This is a genomic window from Streptomyces sp. NPDC044064 (assembly GCF_056434245.1).
Genome location: NZ_JBWKFN010000033.1, coordinates 86,345 through 108,050, shown reverse-complemented (window position 1 = coordinate 108,050; position 21,706 = coordinate 86,345). Strand labels below are relative to the sequence as shown.

Below are 21,706 nucleotides of genomic sequence, written 5' to 3'. Positions count from 1 at the left end.
CACAGCCGAGGAGCACTGTTGTCCATGAGCACCCCCCAGGCCCCTCTCCGCTGGTACGGGGACGGGTATCCGAGCGTGGACCCGGCCGGGATCAACCAGGTCCTGAGCCGGGTGGAAGAGCCCTGCTTCATCGTGTCCACCGCCCGGGGCGCCGGCGCGGTCGCCGGCGGCACCGCCGCCCCGGGCGGGGACGGGCCGGGCGTCCTGGCCGCCGCCCCGGCACTGCCCCCGCAGCGGCTCGGCTCGGCCGGTTTCCGTGCCGCCCACGGTGTGCGGCAGTCGTACATGGCCGGGGCGATGGCGGGCGGCATCGCCTCCGCCGACCTGGTGATCGCGCTGGCCCGGCAGGGCTTCCTCGCCTCGTTCGGCGCGGCGGGCCTGCTGCCGGAGACCATCGGGAAGGCGCTGGCCCGGTTCGCGGCCGAGATCCCCGGTCTGCCGTACGCCGTCAACCTGATCCACAGCCCGAGCGAGGACCGGCTGGAGCGCGAGGCGGTCGAGCTCTTCCTGCGGGGCGGTGTGCGCTGCGTGGAGGCGTCGGCCTTCATGGGACTGACCCCGCATCTGGTCCGCTACCGGCTGGCCGGGCTGCGCCAGGACCCGTCGGGGCGGGTCGTGGCCGAGAACCGGGTCATCGCCAAGGTGTCCCGGGCCGAGACCGCCGAGCGGTTCATGCGCCCCGCACCGGCCGCCCTGGTCGACACGCTGCTGCGGGACGGCCTGGTCACCGCCGAGCAGGCGCGGCTCGCGCATCTGCTGCCGCTCGCCGACGACATCACCGTGGAGGCGGACTCCGGCGGGCACACCGACCGCCGCCCGCTGCCCGCACTGTTCCCGGTCATCCTGCGGGTGCGCGACCAGATCCAGCGCGAGCACCGGTACGCCACCCCGATCCGGGTCGGCGCGGCCGGCGGTCTCGGCACCCCGACGGCGGTGGCCGCCGCGTTCGCCATGGGCGCCGCCTATGTGGTGACGGGTTCCGTCAACCAGTCCTGTCTGGAGTCCGGCACCTCCCCGGCCGCCCGCGAGCTGCTCGCGCAGGCGGACGTCACGGACTGCGCGATGGCCCCGGCGGCCGACATGTTCGAGATGGGCGTGGAGCTCCAGGTGCTGCGCCGGGGCTCGATGTTCGCGATGCGGGCCCAGCAGCTGTACCGGCTCTACCAGGCGTACGACGGCATCGAGGCGCTGCCCGCCGAGGAGCGGGCACGGCTGGAGGCGCAGATCTTCCGGCGTCCGCTGGAGGACGTCTGGCAGGAGTGCGTCCGGTACTTCACCCGGCGCGACCCCGAGCAGCTGGCCCGGGCCGCGGACAACCCCAGGCGGCGGATGGCCCTGGTGTTCCGCTGGTACCTGGGCATGGCCTCGCGCTGGGCGGTGACCGGCGAGGCCGACCGGACCGCCGACTACCAGATCTGGTGCGGTCCGGCGATGGGCAGCTTCAACGCCTGGGTGTCCGGCAGCTATCTGAAGACCCCGGAGAACCGGACGGTGGCCGATGTCGCCCACCACCTGATGCGTGGCGCGGCCTTCCACACCCGGATCGCCCAGCTGGCCACCGCCGGCGTGACCCTGCCGTCGGCGGCGGCCGACTACCGCCCGGTCCCGCTGGAGCTGCCCGTCCTGACGGAGGCCGTGTGATGGGCGGGCTGACACCCGAGTCGGTGGAGGAACTCCTCGGCGATCCCGAGGATCCGGGCAATCCGTACGGGTTCGCCGCGGCGGTCGCCCGGGACGAGGCCGACGCCCACCCGGACGAACTGTGCGACCGACTGGTCTCGGCCGGCTTCCACCTCAACTACCTGCCGAGGGAGTGGGGCGGCGCGTTCGAGTCGTTCGACCGCAGTCTGACCCTGGTGCGCGCGGCGGCCCGGCGGGACGTGAACGTGATGCCGGGCACCATGTTCGGCATCATCGCCGCCACCTGTCTGCAGCTGCACGGCGACGAGGACCAGCGGGCCCGGACGGCGGACATCCTCACCCGGGGCGGCACGGTGGCGTTCGCGCTGACCGAGGCCGAGCACGGCAGCGACCTGCTGTCGGGCGAGGTGCGGCTGGACGACGACGGGCTGCTGCACGGCGAGAAGTGGATGGTCGGCAACGGCCTGCGCTGCGAGGCCGTGTACGTGGTGGCCCGCACCGGCGCCCGCGGGCCGGGCGCCTTCTCCGCCTACCTGCTGGACGCGGACTGGGCCGGGCGCAACGGTCTGGTACGGGAGCCGGCCGCCCGCACCGGCGGCATGCGGGGCGTGGACACCGCGCGGCTGTGCTTCGCCGGTCTCCCGGTGCCGGAGCACGCCCTGGTGGGCAAGGCCGGGGAGGGCCTGGAGGTGGCGGTTCTCGCCCAGCAGGCGGTGCGGCTGATGAGCATGGCGGGCAGCCTCGGCTGCGCCGACACGGCGCTGCGTCTGGCCCTCGGCTTCGCCGCCGCTCGCCAGGTCGCCCGGGTGCCCCTGCTCGACGTGCCCCATCCGCGCCGGGACCTGGCCGTCGCCTCGGCGGCGCAGCTCGCGGCCGACGCGGTGGCGCTGACCGCCGCACGGGGAGTGCACGTCGTACCGGAGGTGTTCAGCGTCTGGGCGCTCGCGGCCAAGCACGTGGTCGCGGAGGCCACGGACGATCTGGTCCGGCGCTGCGCCGCCGTGCTCGCCACCCGGGCGGTGCTGCGCGAACAGGCGCCCGGTGCGGGCATGTTCCAGAAGATCCAGCGGGATGTCGCGGTGGTCCGGGTGATCGACGCGAGCCCGCTGGCGAACCTGCGCGCGTACGCCGCCCAGATCCCGGCTCTGGTCACCCGTGAGGAGACGCCCGCCGTGGACCGCGTGCGCCGGATCTTCGCCCTGGACGCCGAGCTGCCGTCGTACGACCCGGCACGGCTGGACCTCGTCGCGCGCGGCGCGGACCCCGTCCTCGGCGCTCTGCCGGGTGTCGTCGCCGGAGCCCTCGAGCACCTGGGCGACGACCCGGCGGCGGCCCTGGTGCGCCGGCTCGGCGGTGCCGTGACCGGGCTCGGCCCGCGGGCGGCCGCCGTGCGGGAGCGGGACGCCGATCCCAACGCGCTGGTGGACCTGGCCGAGCGGTACGCCTGGGTGCACGCGGCCGCCGCCTGCCTGCACCTGTGGTGGCACAACCGGGACCGGTCGCTGTACGGCGCCGAGCCGGGTGCCACCGGCTGGCTGCGGGCGACGCTCGCCTATCTGCTCGCCCGGGCCGAGGGCGTCGACCCGCGCCGCCACGGCCCCGACCTGCTGCCCGCCCTCGACACCACGCTGGCGCTCGGCCGGTGCGGGCGGCTGATGACCGCCGTGCCGGTGCGTCTCGCTTCCGCCTCTCACCCGATGGAGGACTCCTGATGTCCCAGGCCGAGTTGACCGAACTGGCCGAGCGGCTCGAGCAGTACCTCGGCGATCCGCACGACCCGGAGAGCCGGATGTCGTTCGCCGAGGTGCTCGACCACGACGAGCGCGACGCCTTCCCGTACGGGTTCGTCAGTCTGCTGCGCCGCTGGGGGTTCCTGGACTACGGTCTGCCCGCCGAGCAGGGCGGCAGGGCCGGCAACCCGGAGACCGGGTTCATGCTGATGCGGCTGGTGGCGCGGCGCGACGGGGCGACCGCCATCGCGCTCGGGCTGACCAACGCGGCGTTCACCCCGCTGTGGATCGCGGGCAGCGACGAGCAGAAGCGGCGTCAGATCGACGCGGTCCACCAGGGGGTCGGGCTCGCGTGGGGGCTGTCCGAGGCCGCGCACGGCAGCGATCTGCTCAGCAACGAGGTGGTCGCGGAGCGGGTCGAGGGCGGCTACCGGCTCACCGGTGAGAAGTGGCCGATCGGCAACGCCACGTTCGCGGACCGGATGGTCGTCTTCGCGCGCACCGGGGCGCGCCAGGGTGCCGGGGACTACTCGATCCTGGTGGTCGACAAGTGGCGGGCCGAGGCCGGGACGGTCCGGGAGACGCCCCTGCTGAAGCTGCACGGCGTACGGGCCCTGGACCTGAGCGGGCTGCGTCTCGACGGCGTCTTCGTCCCGGAGTCCGACCTGGTCGGCGCCGAGGGGCAGGGGCTGGAGATCGCCCTGAAGACCAGCCAGACCGCGCGCCTGGTCATCCTCAGCCTGGCTCTGTCGGGCGTGGACACCTCGCTGCGCACAGCGCTGGAGTTCGCCCAGGACCGCGTCCTGTTCAATCGTCCGGTCGTCGAAGTGCCGTACACCGGACGCCAGTTGGCGGAGTCCTTCGCCGATCTGATGGTGGCGGACGCGGTGTGTCTCGGCGCCGTCCGCAGCGTCCAGGCCTCGACCGGACAGGTGAGCGTCTTCTCCTCCGCCGCCAAGTACCTGGTGCCGACCCTGCTGGAGGAGACGCTGGCGCGGCTGAACGTGGTACTCGGGGCCCGCGTGTTCCTGCGCACCCACCCCCGTTTCGGCATGCACCAGAAGATGCTGCGCGACATCCTGGTGACCAACATGGCCGACGGGAACACCGTCGTGAACCTGCGCAACATCGGCCACCAGCTGGGCTCGCTGCTGGAGAAGGGCCGCAGCGCCGGCGCCGAGGTACGTGCCGAGGCGGCCGCTCGGGTGGCCGTGCTCTACAGCATGGACACCGAACTGCCGGTCTACCGGCCCGCTCTGCAGGAGCTGTCCAACCGGGGCCTGGACGACGCCGTACTGGCCGCGCCCGACTCCCTGATCCGGCTGCGGGTGCTGGCCGACCGGGCCGCGGACAAGGACCGCGACCGGCTGCTGCTGGCCGCCGACGTGGCGACCGAGCTGCTCGGCCGGCTGCTCCCGCTGGAGGAGCGGGTGGACCGGCTGCGCGCCGAGCTGGGCCGTGGCTTCGCGCACTCGGCCGAGCTGTTCGACATGGCCAGGGAGTACTGCCTGGTGCACGCGGCCGCCGCGTGCGTGCACACCTACGTCCACTCGCACGGCCTGATGGCCGGCCCGCTGCCGAGCCCCTCGCTGCTCCTGCTCCAACTGGAGCGCATCAACCGGCAGTTCCACCCGTACGAGGCCTACCGCGACCCGGCCGCCGTGGACGAGGTCCTCGCCGTGCTGACCCGGCTGCACGACGACAACCGGCTGCTGTCGCACTGGCCGGTCACACTGGCCGAGCGGACCGCGCCGACGGAGGGTGCCCGGTGCGCGGAAGCCCGCTGACGACGGACGCCGAGGCGGGGCCGGACGCGGGAGCGGCCGATCTGTGGACGCTGCCCGAGCACCGGGTGGCGGAGCTGGCCGCGCGGCTGGGCGGCCCGGACCTGCTGGCCCCGGACGAGCGCACCCGGCACGACCGGCTGCTGCGGACCGGCTCCCGGCGCCGCTTCCTCGGCGGGCGGCTGCTCGCCCGGCTGGCCCTGAGCACCCGCACCGGGCTGCCGCCGGACACCTGGCGGTTCGTCCGCAGTGCGGGCGGGCGCCCGGAGCCGGTCCCGAACCCGGCCGGGCTGCGCTTCAACCTGTCCCACACGGACGGTCTGATCGTCTGTGTGCTCACCCGGGGGCGCGGCTGCGGTGCGGACGTGGAGCGCGTCCCCTTCGACGCGGAGAAGACGCGTCTGCTGAGCGCATTCCTGGGCCCGGCGGACCCCGGCCTGACCACGAGTGAGCGGTGGGTGCTGGCCGAGGCCTATCTCAAGGGGATGGGCGTCGGTCTTGCGGGCGGCCCGAAGGACCTCCGCTTCCGGCACCAGGGCGGTGGGCGGTTCACCGTCGTGGACAGGCGCCGGCCGGACCTGGCGCGCCGATGGCGGCTCGACCTGCTGCGCCCCTCGGGGCACCACCTCGTGGCCGTGGCGACCGAGGGCGGCGGCAGCCTGCGCCGGCGCGACCCGGGGACCGCCCTCTCCCGTACTCCCCTCATCCCCCTTCCCGACCTTCTGCGACCGTAAGGACCTGCCATGTCCCAGCACACGCCGACCGTCGCCGTGATCGGCGCCGGCCCCGCCGGTCTGTCCGCCGCCTACCATCTGCGCGACCGGGCCCGGATCACCGTCTTCGAGCGTGAGGACCGCCCCGGCGGCCACGCCAACACCGTGGAGGTCGAGGAGAGCGGGCACGTGCTCGGCCTGGACACGGCGTTCATCGTCTGCAACCGGCGCTTCTACCCGCAGCTGACCGGGTTCTTCGACGAACTCGGCGTGGACACGGTCCCGCATCCGGGCGGCTTCACCTTCTTCGACCTCGACAGCGGCCTCGAGTACGGCACCGAGGAGCTGGAGCTCGACGAGGCCGCGATCGAGGAGCGTTATGCCGCCGGATTCCCCGGGTTCCCGGACGTCTGGCGGGAGGTGCGCCGGTTCCACGAGGAGAGCCGGCGCGACTTCGTCCGCGGCCGTGCCGACATGTCGATGGGCGACTACCTCGACCGGGGCGGATACAGCGAGCAGTTCCGCCACTCGTATCTGATCCTGCTCTGCTCGGCCGTCTGGTCCGTGCCGGCCGAGCTGGTCTGGGAGATGCCGGCGGCCACGGTCATCGCGTTCTTCGTCGGCCACGACGAGGGCGGCCTCGGCGGCCGGCGGGTGGACTGGCGCACGGTGGGCGGCGGTTCGATCTCCTACGTGCGCAAGGCGCTCGCCGCGACCGGCCCCGACCTCCGGGTGTCCTCGCCGGTCACCGCCGTACGGCAGGACGCGGACGGGGTCACCGTGACCACGGCCGCCGGCTCCGAGCGGTTCGACCACGCGGTGCTGGCCACGCACGCCGACGAGGCCCTCGCCCTGCTGCAGAACCCCACGAGCGCCCAGCGCACCGCGCTGGAGGGCGTCCGCTACAGCAGCTCGCGCGTGGTGCTGCACACCGACCCGACGCTCATGCCCGCCGCCGCCGGGAGCTGGCGGGCCTGGAACTACGGCAAGGTCCAGGTGGACGGCGCGACCCGCTGCTTCGTCACCTACTACCTGAACCGGCTGCAGGACTTCGAGGCCGAGCGGGACTACTTCGTCACCCTCGACCCGCCCCGGCGGGCCGCCCCGGAGACGGTCATCCGCGAGTTCGACTACACCCACCCGGTCATCGACATGGCGCTGCGCGAGCGGCAGGACGTGATCTACGACGCCAACGAGGGCACCCGGGTCAAGCTGGCCGGATCGTACTTCCACTCCAAGCGGCTGGGCCCGGACCTGATCGGCTCCCACGAGGCCGCGTTCTCGGCCGGGTCCGAGGCCGCGGCCGAGATCCTGCGCGAGCTGTCCTGACGCGTCTCAGTGCCCGGTGTGCCGCCGTGCCGACTCGTTCTCCTGGGCCATGCGCCTGAGCGCCAGCAGCGCGGGCTCCAGGAGGACGGTCAGCAGCAGCGCGTGCTCGGCCAGCTCCAACGGGTCCTCGATGCCGTCCAGTTGGTCGAGGTCGAGGGCCGCGGTCCGCTCGGCGAGACGGGCGTACGGCAGCAGGGTGTGCCAGTCCCGCGGGACGCCCAGCGAGCGCAGCGAGGCCAGGGTCTCGGCGAGCGCGGCACGGGCGGGCGCCGATTCGTGCACGTCCCAGCCCAACTCCTTGACCAGTGCGTCGACTTCCGCGGCCTCGGGGGCCCGCTCGGCGGGCTCCTCGGCCAGCCTGATCGCGCCGAGGGCGAGGCCGAGGGTGAGGTGGGTGTCGCCGGTGTGCTGGTCCAGGGCGTCGAGGAGGTCCCGGGTGGTGCTGACGGACAGCCCGCGCACACCGGTCAGCGCGCGGATCAGGCGGAGCCGGCGCAGGTGCTGCTCGTCGTACTCGGCCTGGGTCGCGGCGGTCTGTCGGCCGGCCGGGAGCAGGCCCTCACGGAGGTAGTACTTGATCGTCGTGACGGAGACGCCGCTGCGGCGGCTCAGCTCGGACATGCGCATCGGGTCGGCTCCGCTCTTGAAAACTGAATACCTCTACTGTCTAACATAGATAGTAGAGGTATCCAATTTTGGGTCCCTCCCCTCGCCCTGCCTCTGACCCGAGAAGGCCGCAGCCATGCCGACCCTGCCCTGGACCACCGTCAACAAGCCCGCGCCGGATGCCGAGGCGTTCGTCATGGCGTCCCGTCTGGAGGTCCGTTCCCTCAAGGACGTACCGCGCTTCTTCCTCAAGTCCCTGGTCGCCTGGAGGCAGGTCTCCGGCGCGCCCGGCGCCTACGGCGCCTCGCTCATCGCCGAACCCTTCAAGCGCACCTTCTGGACGCTCTCCGCCTGGCAGGACAAGGACGCGCTGTACGCCTACGCCCGGACCGAGCCGCACAAGTCGATCATGACCGGCCTGCGGTCCACGATGAAGCAGTCGGTCTTCACCTTCTGGGAGGTCCCGGCGGCCGGCCTGCCCATCGACTGGTCGGACGCCAAGCGGCGGCTGGCCGAGCAGAACACGAACGCCTGACCCCGCCCACCCCCATCAGGAGACCCCCGTCATGACGCTGTCCGAAGAAAACCCGGTCCTCGACGATCCGGTCGTCGCCGGCCCGGAGCGCACGGGTCGGCGCGTTCCGCTCTGGCTCGCGATCGTCGCCTGCAGCGTGCCGATGTTCATGGTCGCGCTCGACAACCTCGTCGTGTCCACGGCCCTGCACACCCTGGCCGTCGACCTGAAGGCCGACACCCAGCAGCTCCAGTGGTTCGTCAACGCCTACGTCCTCAGCTTCGCCTGCCTGCTGATGACAGGAGCCGCGCTCGGTGACCGGTTCGGCCGCCGGCAGGTGTTCGTGCTCGGCATCATCGTGTTCACGCTGGCCTCGGCGGGCTGCGGTCTCGCCGACACCAGCGCCCAGCTGATCACCTTCCGTACGATCCAGGGCTTCGGCGCGGCGGCCGTGATGCCGCTGTCGCTGACCCTGCTGTCCCAGGCCGTACCGGACCGAATGCGCGGGCTGGCGCTGGGCCTGTGGTCGGGGATCAGCGGCCTGGCCGTCGCGATGGGCCCGGTGGTCGGCGGTGCGGTGGTCGACGGGCTGGACTGGCGGTGGATCTTCTGGATCAACGTGCCGGTGGGCGTCGTCGCCGTTCCCCTCATCCTGCTGACGCTGCGCGAGAGCTCGCTGCCGGGCATCCGCCTCGACCTGGTCGGCATGCTGCTGGCCGCGGCCGGACTGTGCGCCGTGGTGTGGGGCATCGTGCACGGCGACACGGACGGCTGGCGTTCGGCGAAGGTGCTGGGCGCCTTCGCCGGGGGTGCGGTGCTGCTCGCCGTGTTCGTGTTCTGGGAGGGCAGGTCCGCGCAGCCGATGCTGCCCCTGTCCTTCTACCGGATACGGGCCTTCACACTCACCAACATCGTCTCGGCGGCGATGTACTTCGGCGTCTTCGGCTCGCTGTTCCTGCTCGCCCAGTACCTGCAGATCGTGCCCCCGCGGACCCCGCTGGAGGCCGGTGTGCGCACCCTGGCCTGGACGCTGATGCCGATGTTCGTCGCCCCCGTCGCCGGTGTGCTCACGAACAAGGTCGGCGGCGGCCGTCTGATGGCGCTCGGCCTGTTCCTGCAGGGGGTGGGCCTCGGCTGGATCAACCTGGTCGCGGACACCGACACCGCATACTCGGCGATGGTCGGCCCGATGATCGTCGCGGGCATCGGCATGGGCTTCGTCTTCGCGCCCACGGCCGCCGTGGTGCTCGCCTCGGTCGCCAAGGAGCACGCGGGCAAGGCCTCCGGCGCGAACACCACGGTCCGCGAGATCGGCGGAGCGCTCGGCATCGCCGTCCTCAGCACGGTGTTCGTGGCGCACGGCAGCACCCGCAGCCCCCAGGAGTTCGTCGACGGACTGCACCCCGCGGTGTGGGTCGGCGTCGCCGTGGTCCTCGTCGGCGCACTGTGCGCCCTGGGCATTCCGCGCCCGCGGAACACGGCCTCCGAGGAGGCGTGAACGTCTGAGACGTGTGCGGTCCGGCCGCCCCCGAACGGGCGCCGGACCTCACGCGTCTCCGTAGGCCTCTCCGCCCAGCTCGAACCCGGCCGAGCCCGCCGTCGCGTCGGCCAGCCACGCGCGGAAGGCGTCCACGTCGGCGTCGGGCAGGCCGATCTCGATGGTGACGGCCTCGCCGTAGCGCACGTCCCGGACCTCTCGTCCGGTGGCGCGCAGATCGTTCTGGATCTTGCCGGCGCGCTGGTGGTCGACGGTCACCGTGGCCAGCCGGAAGCGGCGCCGGGTGAGCGTGCCGACCTCGTCCAGGGCCTCGCCGACCGCGCCGCCGTAGGCCCGGATCAGCCCGCCCGCACCGAGCTTCACACCGCCGTAGTACCGGGTGACGACGGCGACGACGTACCGCATCTCGCGGCGCAGCAGCATCTGCAGCATGGGCACGCCTGCGGTGCCGCCCGGTTCGCCGTCGTCGCTGGCCTTCTGCACGGAAGCGTCGGCGCCGATGACGTACGCCCAGCAGTTGTGCGTGGCGTCGGCGTGCTCCTTGCGGACGGCCGCGACGAACGCCTGGGCCTCCTGCTCGGTGGCCGCCGGGCCGAGGGCGCACAGGAAACGGGAGCGGTTGATCTCGGTCTCGTGCACGCCCGCGCGGGCTACGGTGCGGTACTCGTCCTGCATCCCGTCAGCCTATGCGAGCGTCGCGCCGTCCTTGATCGCGGAGCATCCGCCGGGCCCGGCTACCCCTTCTCCTTCCTGCCCCGCGGCACGGTGAACGCGGTCAGCAGGGCGGTCCCCGGGGCCAGGGCCGGCCAGCCGGTGGAGCGCCAGGTCAGGACGGCGATCGCGGAGGTCGGGAACTTCAGGCGCACCCGCTCGAGCGTGTCCTCCAGACCGTCCCCGGCCAGTTCCAGGACCAGCTCCTCGAGGCCGGGATTGTGCCCGACCAGCAGCAGCGTCTCCACCTCGCGCGGCGCCTCGCGCACGACCTCCAGCAGTTCCGGTACGTCCGCCCCGTACAGCCTGCGGTCGTAGCGCACCGGAGGCGGCGTGCCCCACTGGGCGGAGGCCAGTTCCCAGGTGCGGCGGGCACGTACGGCGGGGGAACACAGGGCGAGGTCGGGCAGGCAGTCGGCCTCCGCGAGGGCGCGCCCGGCGGCCGGGGCGTCCCGCAGGCCGCGTGCCGCGAGCGGACGACGGTGGTCCTCGACGCCCTCGGGCCAGGCGGACTTGGCGTGCCGCAGCACGACCAGCCGGCGCAGCGGGCCCGCGCCCGCCCGCTCGATCACGCGAGACTCCCGAGGTCACGGGCGAGGTCGAGGGCGAGCAGGCGGTCCGCGTACACGTACGTCTCGAACCGGGCCCCGTCGGACAGCTCCGGCGCGTTCTCCACCTCCCGCAGCACGGCCAGCACCCCGGGCAGGTCCAGATCGTCCTCCCATGCCGCCCGCAACCGCACGCGCACCGCATCGGGCACCGGCCGCGAGGGCTGCCGCGCCCACCCGGCGACGGCCCGCCGCAGGCGGGCGAGGTTCTGCGCGGCCTCTCCGAGTGCGCCGGCGTCCAGCCGTACCGCCGTGTTCCGGGGGACGGAGAGAAGTGCGAGGCGCAGGGCCGTGGGATCGGAGAGGAGGACCGGGAGGTCATGAGGGGACTGTTCACCCGGCGGGCGGGGGGTGGCAGGCTGCTCCTCCTCCGCCGGTTCCGCCGCCTTCCACTCTGCCGGGGCGACCGTCAGCAGGGGGCCCTCGCCCGGCATGGTCGCGGCGTTCCCGGCCACCACATGGATGACCTGCGCCTCTCCCAGCCCGGAGGCGAGGTCGCGGCCGTCCTCGAAGGGACGGATGGCGAGGGTCGTCGCGGCCGTGCGGAGTTCGGCGTGCCGGTGGGGTGCGGTGAGAGTGGCCCAGACGGGGGTACCGCCGAGTTCCAGGGCGCGGACCAGGACGTCGGCGGTGAGCAGTACCCGCAGGGCCGTCAGGTCGAGGCCGGAGGCGTAGGCCTCGATGCGGGTCAGGCCACGCCGGGCGGGCGCGGCGGCGACGGGCTCACCGGTTCGGGCGTCGAGGATGCGCAGCACGGCCCGAGCGTAGGCGTGCGGAGGGCCGTACGCAGTCACCTTGCGCCGATTCCGGTCACCGTGGCGGGGTTCTGGGGGGAATCAGCACCTGAAGGGCGCTGTTCTGCCCCGACGACAGATACCGCAGCCGGAGGAGGCAGCCGTGTACGGCGACGAAGCGACGATCCGCAGGATTCTGACCGAGCTGGGCGACACCTGGGCGGTGGTCGGCCTGTCCGCCAACCAGCGGCGGGCCGCGTACGGCGTGGCGCAGGTCCTGCAGCGCCACGGCAAGCGGATCGTGCCGGTGCACCCGAAGGCGGAGACGGTGCACGGCGAGCAGGGCTACGCCTCCCTCGCGGACATCCCCTTCGAGGTCGATGTCGTCGACGTCTTCGTCAACAGCGAGCTGGCCGGAGCGGTCGCCGACGAGGCCGTCGCCAAGGGCGCCAAAGCGGTCTGGTTCCAGCTCGGAGTGGTGGACGAGGCCGCCCACCAGCGGGCCCGGGCCGCCGGACTTGACATGGTCATGGACCGTTGCCCGGCGATCGAAATCCCCCTTCTGAGCTGACTGTCTCACCTTCTTCTCACAATTCGCGGCTGAATATTGACATTCGACTCACCCTCTGACCTGTGCGAATACTGAGACCAAGAGGGGCAAGATCCGAGGTCAAGACTTCACCAAGAGTCTTTTGGCGACGCAGAAAGCGTCCCTACTGTGTGGCGCTGTTGTTCGTTAAGTCTGCGTTAAACGATCTGAGAGGCCACTTGACATGGTGAAAGTCGACCATGCAGCGCCCATAACCGCGAAGGACCAGGGCGGCCTGCGCCGTGACGTCGGCCTGATCGGTCTGATGTGGGCCTCCGTGGGCTCCATCATCGGGTCCGGCTGGCTGTTCGGCGCCGAGAAGGCGGTCGTGGTGGCGGGCCCCGCGGCGATCATCTCGTGGGTGATCGGCGCGGTGGCCATCGTGCTGCTGGCGCTGGTGCACGCCGAGCTCGGCGGCATGTTCCCGGTGGCCGGTGGCACGGCCCGCTACCCGCACTACGCCTTCGGCGGCCTGGCCGGCATGTCGTTCGGCTGGTTCTCCTGGCTCCAGGCGGCCACCGTGGCACCGATCGAGGTCGAGGCCATGATCGGCTACGCCAAGCACTGGAGCTGGGCCGACGGACTGCAGCGCGCGGACGGAACGCTCACCGCGAGCGGCATCGCCACCGCGGTCGTCCTCATGGCGGTCTTCGTCGCGGTCAACTTCCTCGGTGTCCGTGTCCTCGCCCACACCAACAGCGCCGCCACCTGGTGGAAGATCGCCGTCCCGCTCGCCGCGATCTTCGTCATCGCCATCGGCAACTTCCACCCGGGCAACTTCACCTCCGAGGGCTTCGCGCCCTTCGGTGCCAAGGGCGTCCTCGGTGCGATCAGCTCCAGCGGCATCATCTTCGCGCTGCTCGGCTTCGAGCAGGCGATCCAGCTGGCCGGCGAGAGCCGCAACCCGAAGCGTGACCTGCCCCGCGCGACCCTCGGTTCGGTCGCGATCGGCTCGGTGATCTACATCCTGCTCCAGGTCGTGTTCATCGTCGCGCTGCCGCACGCCTCCTTCGCGCACGGCTGGGCCAAGCTCGACTTCGCCGGCATCAGCGGCCCCTGGGCGGGTCTCGCCACGCTGGTGGGCCTCGGCTGGCTGGGCTTCGTCCTGTACGCCGACGCGATCATCTCTCCCGGCGGCACCGGCCTGATCTACACCACCGCCACCTCCCGCATCTCCTACGGCCTGGCCAAGAACGGCTACGCGCCGAAGGTCTTCGCCAAGACGGACTCGCGCGGTGTGCCGTGGTTCGGCCTCGTGGTCTCGTTCGTGACCGGCATCATCTGCTTCCTGCCGTTCCCCAGCTGGCAGGAGCTGGTCAGCTTCATCACCTCGGCGAGCGTCCTGATGTACGCCGGCGCGCCGCTGGCCTACGGCGTCTTCGCCGACCGTCTGCCGAACCACGAGCGTCCGTACCGGCTGCCCTTCGGCAAGTTCGTCTCGCCGCTGTCCTTCGTGGTCGCCAACCTGATCATCTTCTGGTCCGGCTGGGACACCCTGTGGCGACTGGGTGCCGCGATCCTGATCGGCTACGTGCTGCTCGGCTCCTACGCCTGGTACGCGATCCGCAAGAACCTGCCCGACGCGCCCCGGCTGGACTTCAAGGCCGCGCAGTGGCTGCCCGGCTACCTGGCCGGCCTCGGCGTGATCTCCTACCTGAGCACCTTCGGCGGCGACGGCACCATCCCGCTGTACTGGGACATCGCGGTGGTCGCGGTGTTCTCCCTGGCCATCTACTACTGGGCCAAGGCCACCGCCTCGAAGACCGAGGCGATCGAGCGCAGCATCGAGGAGGTCGTGGTCACCGACGCCCCGGCGCACTGACCCCGCACCTCACCCGGTGTCCCGTCAGCCGCGGCAACTCCGCCGTGGCTGACGGGACACCGTCATAATGCCGGGGTGACTCACCCCTCCCCCCACCCCAACTCCGCGCCCGGAGAACGTCGTACGGTCGTCGTCGTGGGCGCCGGGCCCGCCGGGCTCACCGTCGGCACGATCCTGCGGGACGCCTCCGTCGACTGTGTGGTCCTGGAGACCGAGAGCAGGCAGTTCATCGAGACCCGGCCGAGAGCCGGCGTGATCGAGGAATGGGCGGTGCGTGAACTCGCGCGGCGCGGCCTCGCGGCGAACCTGCTGGAGCGGGCCCAGGTGCACGACACCTGCGAGTTCCGCTTCGGCGGCGAACGGTTCCGGTTCTCCTACGGCGACCTCACGGGCCACCACCACTACGTCTACCCGCAGCCGCTGCTGGTGACGGACCTGGTGCGGGAGTACGCCGACGTACGCGGCGGCGACATCCGCTTCGGTGTGCACGACGTACGACTGCACGACCTGGACTCGGACCGGCTCGCGGTGTCGTACCGGTGCCCGGACACCGGTGAACGGCGGCTGCTGCGCTGCGAGTTCGTCGCGGGCTGCGACGGGGCGCGCGGGGTGACCCGGGACGCGATGCCCCCGGAGGCGACACGGATCGCACGGCAGGACGACGGCATCGGCTGGCTGGCACTGCTCGCCGAGGCCCCGCCCTCCGCCGACTGCGTCCTGTTCGGCGTCCACCCGAACGGCTTCGCCGGGCACATGGCCCGCAGCCCCGAGGTCACCCGTTACTACCTGCAGTGCCCGCCCGGTGACGATCCCGGGAACTGGCCGCACGAGCGGGTCTGGACCGAGCTGCGCACCCGCCTCGGCGCGGCCGGCGCACCGCCGCTGACCGAGGGCCGGCTGATCGAGAAGCGGGTGCTGGACATGCACCACTACGTCGTCGAACCCCTCGTCCACGGAAGGCTGTTGCTGGCCGGGGACGCCGGTCATCTCACGGCACCGATCGCGGCCAAGGGCATGAACCTCGCCCTGCACGACGCCTTCCTGCTCGGCGACGCGCTCGTCGGGCGCCTCACCCGGGGTGACGGGAGCGGCCTGGACGGCTACTCGGAGGCGTCCTTGCGGCGGGTGTGGGACTACCAGGAGTTCTCGCAGTGGCTGTCGGACGTCTATCACGGGGTCGCCTCGGGTGACCCCTTCCGGGCCGGCACCACGCTCGCCCGGCTGCGCCGTCTGTTCACCTCGCCCGCCGCCGCTGCGGCCTTCGCCGAGCAGTACCTGGGCTCGGCCGCCGCCTTCTGAGCGCCCGGCTGCCGCATCAGGCGGTGGCCGGCCGAACCCGGTGCCGCACCGTGTTGTCGATACCGGAGGCCGCACCGGCGAGGCGGGCGGGGACGTGCCGCATGGCGGGGGCGGCGGCGACCGGCGATCCGGACGAGGTACTGGCCCTACTGGAGCGGCTCGGCGCCCTGCTGCGGTGAGCCGCTGGGCCCTGTCGCGGTGGCCCGGTCGGCGAGGCGGTGGTCGGCCACCTTCAGCGCCTCGTCGACCAGGCGGCGCAGATGGCCGTCGCGCAGCGCGTAGACCACACGGCGCCCCTCCTTGCGGGTGCTCACCAGACCCGCGAGGCGCAGCCGGGCCAGGTGCTGGCTGACGGCCGGGCGGGCGGCGCCGCATGCCTCGGTGAGGGTGGTGACGTCGGCCTCGCCGGCCGTGAGGGCGTGCAGCAGGGTCAGGCGGGTGCGGTCGCCGAGCAGGGCGAGGAGTTCGGCGGCCACCGCGAACTGCTCGTCGCCCGGGGTGCGCGGCTGCGCATGGTGCGCAGGTGACAGGTGCATGCGTGCGCTCATACGCACATAATGGCTCCATGGGCGACGCGCGTCCATTCCCACCCGCGCGTCCCCGTTCCCACCCACCGGAAGGGGATCCACGTGAGCGACCGGCACACGCACGGGCACGGGCAGCAGCCCCCTGGCCGAGTCCACGAGCATGGCCACCCCCATGACCACGGTCATCACGACGACCGGGGCCATCACCACGACCATGGTCACCGCCATCCCCGTCCCTCCCCCGGCCTGCGCCACCGCCTGGCCCATCTCCTCACCCCGCACTCGCACGAGACCGCCGACAAGCTCGACCCCGCACTGGAGTCCTCGGCACGGGGTATGCGCGCGCTGTGGGTGTCGCTCGCCGTCCTCGGCACGACCGCGCTGGCGCAGGCCGTGGTGGTGGCCCTCTCCGGGTCGGTGGCGCTGCTCGGGGACACCGTGCACAACGCGGCCGACGCGCTGACGGCCGTACCGCTCGGCATCGCCTTCGTACTGGGGCGGCGGGCGGCGACTCGGCGGTTCACCTACGGCTACGGGCGCGCCGAGGATCTCGCGGGGCTCGCGATCGTGCTGACCATCGCCGCCTCCGCCGCGTTCGCGGCCTGGGCGGCCGTCGGGCGGCTGTTCGACCCGCGCCCGGTGGAGCATCTGCCGGCGGTCGCGGTGGCCGCGCTGGTCGGGTTCGCGGGCAACGAGTGGGTGGCCCGATACCGGATCCGGGTGGGCCGGGAGATCGGCTCGGCCGCGCTGGTGGCCGACGGGCTGCACGCGCGGACGGACGGATTCACCTCACTGGCCGTGCTGCTCGGGGCCGGCGGGTCGGCCCTGGGCTGGCACCTGGCCGATCCGCTCGTGGGGCTGGCGATCACCGCCGCGATCGCGCTCGTGCTGCGGGACGCGGCGCGGGAGGTGTTCCGGCGGGTGATGGACGCCGTCGACCCGGCCCTGGTGGACCGGGCCGAGCTGGCGGTGCGCGCGGTGCCGGGCGTACGCGAGGTGGGCGAGCTGCGGCTGCGGTGGATCGGGCACCGGCTGCGCGCCGAGCTGGCGGTCGTGGTGGACGGCGAGGTGTCGGTCCGCCAGGCGCACGCGATCGCCGTCGAGGCCGAACACGCCCTGCTGCACGCCGTACCGAGGCTCACCGCCGCCCTGGTGCACGCCGACCCGGCACCGGTGCCGGGCGAGACGGACCCGCATCTGGCGCTCGCCCATCACCTGACGGCCTGACCTCAGGCGACCCCGAGCCCTTCGAGCACCACGGCACCGGGCAGCTCCGCGAGCGCCTTGCCCGGGACCAGCAGCTTGCCGCGGCGGCGTCCGCTGCCGACCAGGACGTAGGGCAGGTCGGCGACGGCCGCGTCCACCAGCACCGGCCAGTCGGCGGGCAGTCCGACCGGGGTGATACCGCCGTACTCCATGCCGGTCTCGCCGGTCGCGGTGTCCATCGTGGCGAACGAGGCCTTGCGGGCGCCGAGTCGGCGGCGCACCACGCCGTTCACGTCGACCCGGGTGGTGGAGAGCACCAGACACGCGGCGAGGGTGGTCCCGCCGCCCCGCTTGCCCGCGACCACCACGCAGTTCGCCGACCGCTCGAGCAGGTCGCGGCCGTAGTGCTCGACGAAGACGGCCGTGTCGGCCCAGCGCGGGTCGGTCTCGACGTAGAGGATCCGGTCGGCGGGGACGCTGCCCCGCCAGTGGCGCACGGCGTCGGCGACCGGGGCGGTCAGTTCGTCCAGGCACTCGGGGGCGGGGGTGGCGGTGTCGAAGTCTCCGATGGGTGCGCGCATGGCCGCACGCTAGCAAGGCCCGTCCGCCCGCCGTACCGGCGTCTCAGGGCACGGGCGGCACCGAGACCGCCATGACCATCTCCATCGGTACGTCACCGGTGTTGCCGTACACATGCGGGAGGTTGGCCTCGAAGGACGCGCTCGCGCCGGTCGGGACGCGGTACTCCTCGCCGTCCACGGTGAGCGTCAGCTCACCCGCGGTGACATGGACCAGTTCGACGGTGCCGCCGGGGTGCGGTTCGGAGGGGCTCTGCTCGCCCGGCATCAGCCGCCAGTCCCACATCTCCAGCGGTCCGGGCGCCTCCGTGCCGGCGAGGAGCCGGTTGTAGCTGCCGGCGTCGGTGTGCCACAGCCGTACGGCCCGTTCGGCGGGGACGATGCGGACCTTCGGGCCCTGCTCGTAGTCGAGGAGGGTGGTGATGCTGACGCCGAGCGCGTCGCCGATCTTGACGACGGTGCCGATGCTCGGGTTGGTGCGGGCCTGCTCGATCTGGATGAGCATGCCGCGACTGACACCGGCCCGGGCGGCGAGCACGTCCAGGGTGAAGCCGCGCACCGCGCGCCAGTGCTTGACGTTGCGCGCCAGGGACTGGGTCAGAAGTTCGAGGTCCGACACGTTCCGTCCAAGGGTTCAATATTTTAGATGACACAGTTCACTGAATCGAACTACGGTGGGATGCACCCGCTCGTTCACCAAACTGTACTGCGAGGCATCAGTGACAGCGTTCTTCGCCCTGACCACCAGCCTCCTGTGGGGCCTGGCCGACTTCGGTGGCGGGCTGCTGACACGACGCGCGCCCGCACTGACGGTGGTGGTCGCCTCCCAGGCGATCGCGGCGGTGGTGCTGGGCACGATCGTGGTCGCGACCGGTGGCTGGACCGAGGCCGGGCCACGGCTGTGGTTCGCGGTCGCGGCCGGCCTGGCCGGGCCGCTGGCCGTGTTCGCCTTCTACAAGGCGCTCGCCCTGGGCCCGATGGGCGTGGTCTCCCCGCTGGCCACGCTCAGTGTGGCCGTCCCGGTCGGTGTGGGCCTGGTCCTCGGTGAACGCCCCGGGGCCCTGCAGGTCGCGGGCATCGCGGTCGCCGTCACCGGTGTCGTCCTCGCGGGCGGCCCCCAGCTGCGCGGAGCGCCCGTTCAGCGACTGACGATCCTGCTCACGCTGGTCGCCGCACTGGGCTTCGGCACGGTGTTCGCCCTGATCACGGAGGCCTCGACCAACACCACCGGTCTCTTCCTCTCCCTCTTCGTGCAGCGCGTGACGAGCGTCGCCGCGGGCGGCGCAGCCCTGTACGCGTCGGTCCGGCGGGGCAATCCCGCCCTGCCGGAGGGCGGTCTGCCCCGGTCCTCGTTGCCGGCGCTGGCCTTCGTCGGCCTCGCGGACGTGGCGGCCAACGGCACCTACGCGGTCGCCGCCCAGCACGGCCCGGTCACGGTGGCGGCGGTACTCGCGTCCCTCTACCCGGTGGTCACCGCGCTGGCCGCACGCGGCTTCCTCAGCGAGCGGCTGCGCGCGATCCAGGCCGCGGGCGCGGGTCTCGCCCTGCTCGGGACGCTGCTGCTGGCGACCGGCTGACTCAGCCGTCCGCCTCCAGGCGGGCCAGCCGTTCCACGCCCTCCTCGTCGAGGTCGGCCAGCGCCCGCAGCTGCTCCGGTGTGACCCCCTCCGGGAGCGGCACCGGCGCGGGGGTCCTCAGCGGCGGCTGCCAGCCGTCCTCGGGTGTCCAGCGCCGTACGACCCGGGCGGGCGCTCCCGCCACCACGGCGTGGTCGGGCACGGTCCCGCGCACCACGGCGCCGGCCGCCACGACCACGTTCCGGCCGATCCGCGCTCCCGGCAGGATCACGGCGCCGGTGCCGATCCAGCAGCCCTGTCCGATCTCCACCGGCTCCATCCGCGGCCACTGTCTGCCGATGGGCTCGTGCGGGTCGTCGTAGGAGTGGTTGGTGGAGGTGACGTAGACGTACGGCCCGAAGTAGCAGTCGCGGCCGATCGTAACCGTGGTGTCGGCGATGACATGGCTGCCGCGGCCGAGGACGACTCCGTCGCCGATCCGCAGGATGGGGTCCGGGCCGAGGTCCAGGTCCGGCATCAGACCGGCGGTGAGGGTGACCTGCTCGCCGACGATGCAGTGGGACCCGAGACGGATCCAGGGCTCACCGAAGACGGTGCCGAGCGGGAAGGCCAGCCGGGTGGCTTCGCCGATCGAGCCGAAGCGGAGGCGGCCGGGGTTCTCGGCCGTCACCGATCCCGTGCGCTGGACCCACGCCCAGCCCGCGTGGACGGCGCGCTGCACCAGCCGGCGTCGCCAGGATGAGAACGTGTTCTTGCTCTTCGGCACGGGCTCAAGTTACTCGGCGGGAGCCTTCGGCATGAGGGCGGGCTGCTGTGATCTTTGCCCCACCCCTGACGTACGGTGCGGAGTACCACTGACATGGCGAGGAGACGGTGATGACGCAGAAGGCGCTGATCGTGGGCATCGGCGGGAAGGAGCCCCGGCTCGACGCGGAGGTGTTCGTGGCGCCGACGGCATCCGTGATCGGCGATGTCACGCTGCACACCGGGGCGAGCGTCTGGTACGGGGCCGTGCTGCGGGGCGACGTCGAGCGGATCACCGTGGGCGCTCAGGCGAATGTGCAGGACAACGTCACGCTGCATGCCGATCCCGGGTTTCCGGTGAGCGTCGGGGAGCGGGTGTCCATCGGGCACAACGCGGTCGTGCACGGCGCGACCGTGGAGGACGACTGTCTCATCGGGATGGGCGCGACCGTCCTGAACGGGGCCGTGATCGGGGCGGGCTCGCTCGTGGCCGCCCAGGCGTTGGTGCCCCAGGGAATGGTTGTGCCGCCGGGGTCACTCGTGGCGGGGGTGCCGGCGAAGGTCAGGCGGGCGCTGTCCGAGGAGGAGCGGCAGGGGGTCACCCTCAACGGCACGATGTACGCGGAGCTGGCCAAGGCGCATCAGGATGTGCACCAGTAGGGCCGTTCGCGGGTGCGGGTGTCCTACTCGCCGGCGCTCACAGGTTCCGCTTCTCGCTGTTCGGCCCGGACCTTCTTCGCCCTGCGCTTGATGACCAGCATCGACGTCAGGCCGATCAGGACCGCCGCCACCAGGCCCAGGTACGAGAATCGCTTCAGCCAGTCCTCGGCCACCACACCCACGTAGTAGATGACCGCCGTGGTGCCGCCCGCCCAGCAGATGCCGCCGAGGACGTTGGCCGTCAGGAACTTCCAGTACGGCATGTGGAGAACGCCCGCGAGGGGGCCGGCGAAGATGCGCAGGAGGGCGACGAAGCGGCCGAAGAAGACGGCCCACATGCCCCACTTCTCGAAGGAGCGCTCCGCGGTGGCGACATGGCCTTCGCTGAAGTGTCTCGGGAACTTCTTCCCCAGCCAGGCCAGCATGGGGCGACCGCCCTTGCGGCCGATCGCGTAGCCGATGGAGTCACCTATGACGGCACCGGCGGTAGCGCACGCGCCGAGGACGATCGGGTTGATGCCGGAGTGCTGGGAGGACATGAGCGCGGCCGAGACCAGCACGATCTCGCCCGGCAGCGGGATGCCCAGGCTCTCCAGGCCGATCACCAGGGCCACCACCGCGTAGACGGCGGCCGGGGGCACCGTGTCGAGCCATTCCTGGACGTGCACCGCTGGTTCCTCCCGTGTCGCCTTCCTTGCTGTCGGGGTGTGGCTTGCAAAGCGCACCCCAAGGGAAGGCTACCTGGTCGGCGGTGAACGACGGCTCCCGCGGACACCCGGCGGCACCGTCCCGCCCTCGCTCCTTCGGCCCCCGGACATCCGGATGTCACGCGGGAG

22 protein-coding genes are annotated in these 21,706 nt (G+C 72.4%); 13 read left to right on the top strand and 9 right to left on the bottom strand.

What is annotated here, in order from left to right; translation table 11 throughout:
* Positions 1–24: 24 nt before the first annotated feature.
* The 5 genes from AC07DS_RS38255 to AC07DS_RS38235 are packed head-to-tail and all read left to right on the top strand — an operon-like array spanning position 25 to position 7,197.
* Positions 25–1,641, top strand: a complete 1,617-nt coding sequence (locus AC07DS_RS38255) for a PfaD family polyunsaturated fatty acid/polyketide biosynthesis protein (RefSeq protein WP_479153066.1) — start codon at positions 25–27, stop codon at positions 1,639–1,641.
* Positions 1,641–3,353, top strand: coding sequence for an acyl-CoA dehydrogenase family protein (locus AC07DS_RS38250; protein ID WP_479153064.1), 1,713 nt, complete (start codon positions 1,641–1,643; stop codon positions 3,351–3,353). Before AC07DS_RS38255 ends, AC07DS_RS38250 begins: the two co-directional genes overlap by 1 nt.
* Positions 3,353–5,158: an acyl-CoA dehydrogenase family protein gene (locus tag AC07DS_RS38245; protein WP_479153062.1), complete on the top strand. Its 1,806-nt coding sequence runs from the start codon at positions 3,353–3,355 to the stop codon at positions 5,156–5,158. The genes AC07DS_RS38250 and AC07DS_RS38245 overlap by 1 nt, the downstream gene beginning before the upstream one ends.
* Entirely contained in the window at positions 5,140–5,889 is a 750-nt protein-coding gene (locus AC07DS_RS38240) for a 4'-phosphopantetheinyl transferase family protein (RefSeq protein WP_479153060.1), read from the top strand. The genes AC07DS_RS38245 and AC07DS_RS38240 overlap by 19 nt, the downstream gene beginning before the upstream one ends.
* A gap of 9 nt (positions 5,890–5,898) precedes the next feature.
* Positions 5,899–7,197, top strand: coding sequence for an NAD(P)/FAD-dependent oxidoreductase (locus AC07DS_RS38235; protein WP_479153058.1), 1,299 nt, complete (start codon positions 5,899–5,901; stop codon positions 7,195–7,197).
* A gap of 6 nt (positions 7,198–7,203) precedes the next feature.
* Here the strand turns inward: AC07DS_RS38235 and AC07DS_RS38230 are convergent, their stop codons facing one another.
* On the bottom strand, positions 7,204–7,824 hold the full coding sequence (locus AC07DS_RS38230; RefSeq protein ID WP_479153056.1) for a MerR family transcriptional regulator: 621 nt from the start codon (positions 7,822–7,824) through the stop codon (positions 7,204–7,206).
* 115 nt (positions 7,825–7,939) lie between these two features.
* Here AC07DS_RS38230 and AC07DS_RS38225 point away from each other — a divergent pair, with 115 nt between their 5' ends.
* A complete protein-coding gene (locus tag AC07DS_RS38225; protein WP_479153054.1) occupies positions 7,940–8,338 on the top strand; it encodes a DUF3291 domain-containing protein in 399 nt (132 codons plus the stop codon).
* A gap of 142 nt (positions 8,339–8,480) precedes the next feature.
* Positions 8,481–9,815 (top strand): MFS transporter, encoded by a 1,335-nt coding sequence (locus AC07DS_RS38220; protein WP_479153075.1) that lies wholly within the window; start codon positions 8,481–8,483, stop codon positions 9,813–9,815.
* Positions 9,816–9,863: 48 nt separating this feature from the next.
* Here AC07DS_RS38220 and AC07DS_RS38215 read toward each other — a convergent pair whose 3' ends face one another.
* Genes AC07DS_RS38215 through AC07DS_RS38205 form a run of 3 tightly spaced genes read right to left on the bottom strand, consistent with a single transcriptional unit; the run spans position 9,864 to position 11,889 of the window.
* Positions 9,864–10,490, bottom strand: coding sequence for a YigZ family protein (locus AC07DS_RS38215; protein WP_391337995.1), 627 nt, complete (start codon positions 10,488–10,490; stop codon positions 9,864–9,866).
* A gap of 59 nt (positions 10,491–10,549) precedes the next feature.
* Positions 10,550–11,098, bottom strand: a complete 549-nt coding sequence (locus AC07DS_RS38210; protein ID WP_479153052.1) for a SixA phosphatase family protein — start codon at positions 11,096–11,098, stop codon at positions 10,550–10,552.
* On the bottom strand, positions 11,095–11,889 hold the full coding sequence (locus AC07DS_RS38205; RefSeq protein WP_479153050.1) for a hypothetical protein: 795 nt from the start codon (positions 11,887–11,889) through the stop codon (positions 11,095–11,097). The genes AC07DS_RS38210 and AC07DS_RS38205 overlap by 4 nt, the downstream gene beginning before the upstream one ends.
* Before the next feature lie 142 nt (positions 11,890–12,031).
* Between AC07DS_RS38205 and AC07DS_RS38200 the strand changes: the two genes are divergently transcribed.
* The 3 genes from AC07DS_RS38200 (at position 12,032) to AC07DS_RS38190 (ending at position 15,578) form a co-directional block, all read left to right on the top strand.
* Positions 12,032–12,439 carry a CoA-binding protein gene (locus tag AC07DS_RS38200; protein WP_479153048.1) on the top strand — a complete coding sequence of 136 codons (408 nt, stop codon included), beginning with the start codon at positions 12,032–12,034 and terminating at the stop codon, positions 12,437–12,439.
* A gap of 202 nt (positions 12,440–12,641) precedes the next feature.
* On the top strand, positions 12,642–14,279 hold the full coding sequence (locus AC07DS_RS38195) for an APC family permease (RefSeq protein ID WP_479153044.1): 1,638 nt from the start codon (positions 12,642–12,644) through the stop codon (positions 14,277–14,279).
* A gap of 75 nt (positions 14,280–14,354) precedes the next feature.
* A complete protein-coding gene (locus AC07DS_RS38190; RefSeq protein ID WP_479153041.1) occupies positions 14,355–15,578 on the top strand; it encodes a 4-hydroxybenzoate 3-monooxygenase in 1,224 nt (407 codons plus the stop codon).
* Positions 15,579–15,724: 146 nt separating this feature from the next.
* Here the strand turns inward: AC07DS_RS38190 and AC07DS_RS38185 are convergent, their stop codons facing one another.
* Positions 15,725–16,126 (bottom strand): ArsR/SmtB family transcription factor, encoded by a 402-nt coding sequence (locus AC07DS_RS38185; RefSeq protein ID WP_479153039.1) that lies wholly within the window; start codon positions 16,124–16,126, stop codon positions 15,725–15,727.
* Positions 16,127–16,207: 81 nt separating this feature from the next.
* Here AC07DS_RS38185 and AC07DS_RS38180 point away from each other — a divergent pair, with 81 nt between their 5' ends.
* Complete coding sequence (locus AC07DS_RS38180; protein WP_479153037.1) at positions 16,208–17,332, top strand: cation diffusion facilitator family transporter; 1,125 nt, start codon at positions 16,208–16,210, stop codon at positions 17,330–17,332.
* A gap of 2 nt (positions 17,333–17,334) precedes the next feature.
* On the opposite strand, the gene AC07DS_RS38175 is transcribed toward AC07DS_RS38180, so the two are convergent.
* Both AC07DS_RS38175 and AC07DS_RS38170 read right to left on the bottom strand, forming a co-directional pair.
* Positions 17,335–17,892, bottom strand: coding sequence for a YbaK/EbsC family protein (locus AC07DS_RS38175; protein WP_479153035.1), 558 nt, complete (start codon positions 17,890–17,892; stop codon positions 17,335–17,337).
* 43 nt (positions 17,893–17,935) lie between these two features.
* A complete protein-coding gene (locus AC07DS_RS38170) occupies positions 17,936–18,508 on the bottom strand; it encodes a helix-turn-helix domain-containing protein (protein ID WP_479153032.1) in 573 nt (190 codons plus the stop codon).
* Positions 18,509–18,608: 100 nt separating this feature from the next.
* Between AC07DS_RS38170 and AC07DS_RS38165 the strand changes: the two genes are divergently transcribed.
* Positions 18,609–19,466, top strand: coding sequence for an EamA family transporter (locus AC07DS_RS38165; protein WP_479153030.1), 858 nt, complete (start codon positions 18,609–18,611; stop codon positions 19,464–19,466).
* Position 19,467: 1 nt separating this feature from the next.
* On the opposite strand, the gene AC07DS_RS38160 is transcribed toward AC07DS_RS38165, so the two are convergent.
* Positions 19,468–20,232, bottom strand: coding sequence for an acyltransferase (locus AC07DS_RS38160; RefSeq protein ID WP_479153028.1), 765 nt, complete (start codon positions 20,230–20,232; stop codon positions 19,468–19,470).
* Between the two features lie 110 nt (positions 20,233–20,342).
* Here AC07DS_RS38160 and AC07DS_RS38155 point away from each other — a divergent pair, with 110 nt between their 5' ends.
* Entirely contained in the window at positions 20,343–20,870 is a 528-nt protein-coding gene (locus tag AC07DS_RS38155; protein ID WP_479153026.1) for a gamma carbonic anhydrase family protein, read from the top strand.
* A 23-nt stretch (positions 20,871–20,893) separates the two neighbouring features.
* Here the strand turns inward: AC07DS_RS38155 and AC07DS_RS38150 are convergent, their stop codons facing one another.
* The gene (locus AC07DS_RS38150) at positions 20,894–21,538 is read right to left on the bottom strand and encodes a DedA family protein (RefSeq protein WP_479153023.1); all 645 of its coding nucleotides are present in this window, start codon (positions 21,536–21,538) and stop codon (positions 20,894–20,896) included.
* Positions 21,539–21,706 lie beyond the last annotated feature (168 nt).

Excerpts from the sequence above, each read along its gene's own strand:
- AC07DS_RS38255 (WP_479153066.1), top strand. The coding sequence starts at position 25 with ATGAGCACCCCCCAGGCCCCTCTCCGCTGGTACGGGGACGGGTATCCG.
- AC07DS_RS38250 (WP_479153064.1), top strand. The coding sequence starts at position 1,641 with ATGGGCGGGCTGACACCCGAGTCGGTGGAGGAACTCCTCGGCGATCCC.
- AC07DS_RS38245 (WP_479153062.1), top strand. The coding sequence starts at position 3,353 with ATGTCCCAGGCCGAGTTGACCGAACTGGCCGAGCGGCTCGAGCAGTAC.
- AC07DS_RS38235 (WP_479153058.1), top strand. The coding sequence starts at position 5,899 with ATGTCCCAGCACACGCCGACCGTCGCCGTGATCGGCGCCGGCCCCGCC.
- AC07DS_RS38230 (WP_479153056.1), bottom strand. The coding sequence starts at position 7,824 with ATGCGCATGTCCGAGCTGAGCCGCCGCAGCGGCGTCTCCGTCACGACG.
- AC07DS_RS38225 (WP_479153054.1), top strand. The coding sequence starts at position 7,940 with ATGCCGACCCTGCCCTGGACCACCGTCAACAAGCCCGCGCCGGATGCC.
- AC07DS_RS38220 (WP_479153075.1), top strand. The coding sequence starts at position 8,481 with ATGTTCATGGTCGCGCTCGACAACCTCGTCGTGTCCACGGCCCTGCAC.
- AC07DS_RS38215 (WP_391337995.1), bottom strand. The coding sequence starts at position 10,490 with ATGCAGGACGAGTACCGCACCGTAGCCCGCGCGGGCGTGCACGAGACC.
- AC07DS_RS38195 (WP_479153044.1), top strand. The coding sequence starts at position 12,642 with ATGGTGAAAGTCGACCATGCAGCGCCCATAACCGCGAAGGACCAGGGC.
- AC07DS_RS38185 (WP_479153039.1), bottom strand. The coding sequence starts at position 16,126 with ATGAGCGCACGCATGCACCTGTCACCTGCGCACCATGCGCAGCCGCGC.
- AC07DS_RS38175 (WP_479153035.1), bottom strand. The coding sequence starts at position 17,892 with ATGCGCGCACCCATCGGAGACTTCGACACCGCCACCCCCGCCCCCGAG.
- AC07DS_RS38155 (WP_479153026.1), top strand. The coding sequence starts at position 20,343 with ATGACGCAGAAGGCGCTGATCGTGGGCATCGGCGGGAAGGAGCCCCGG.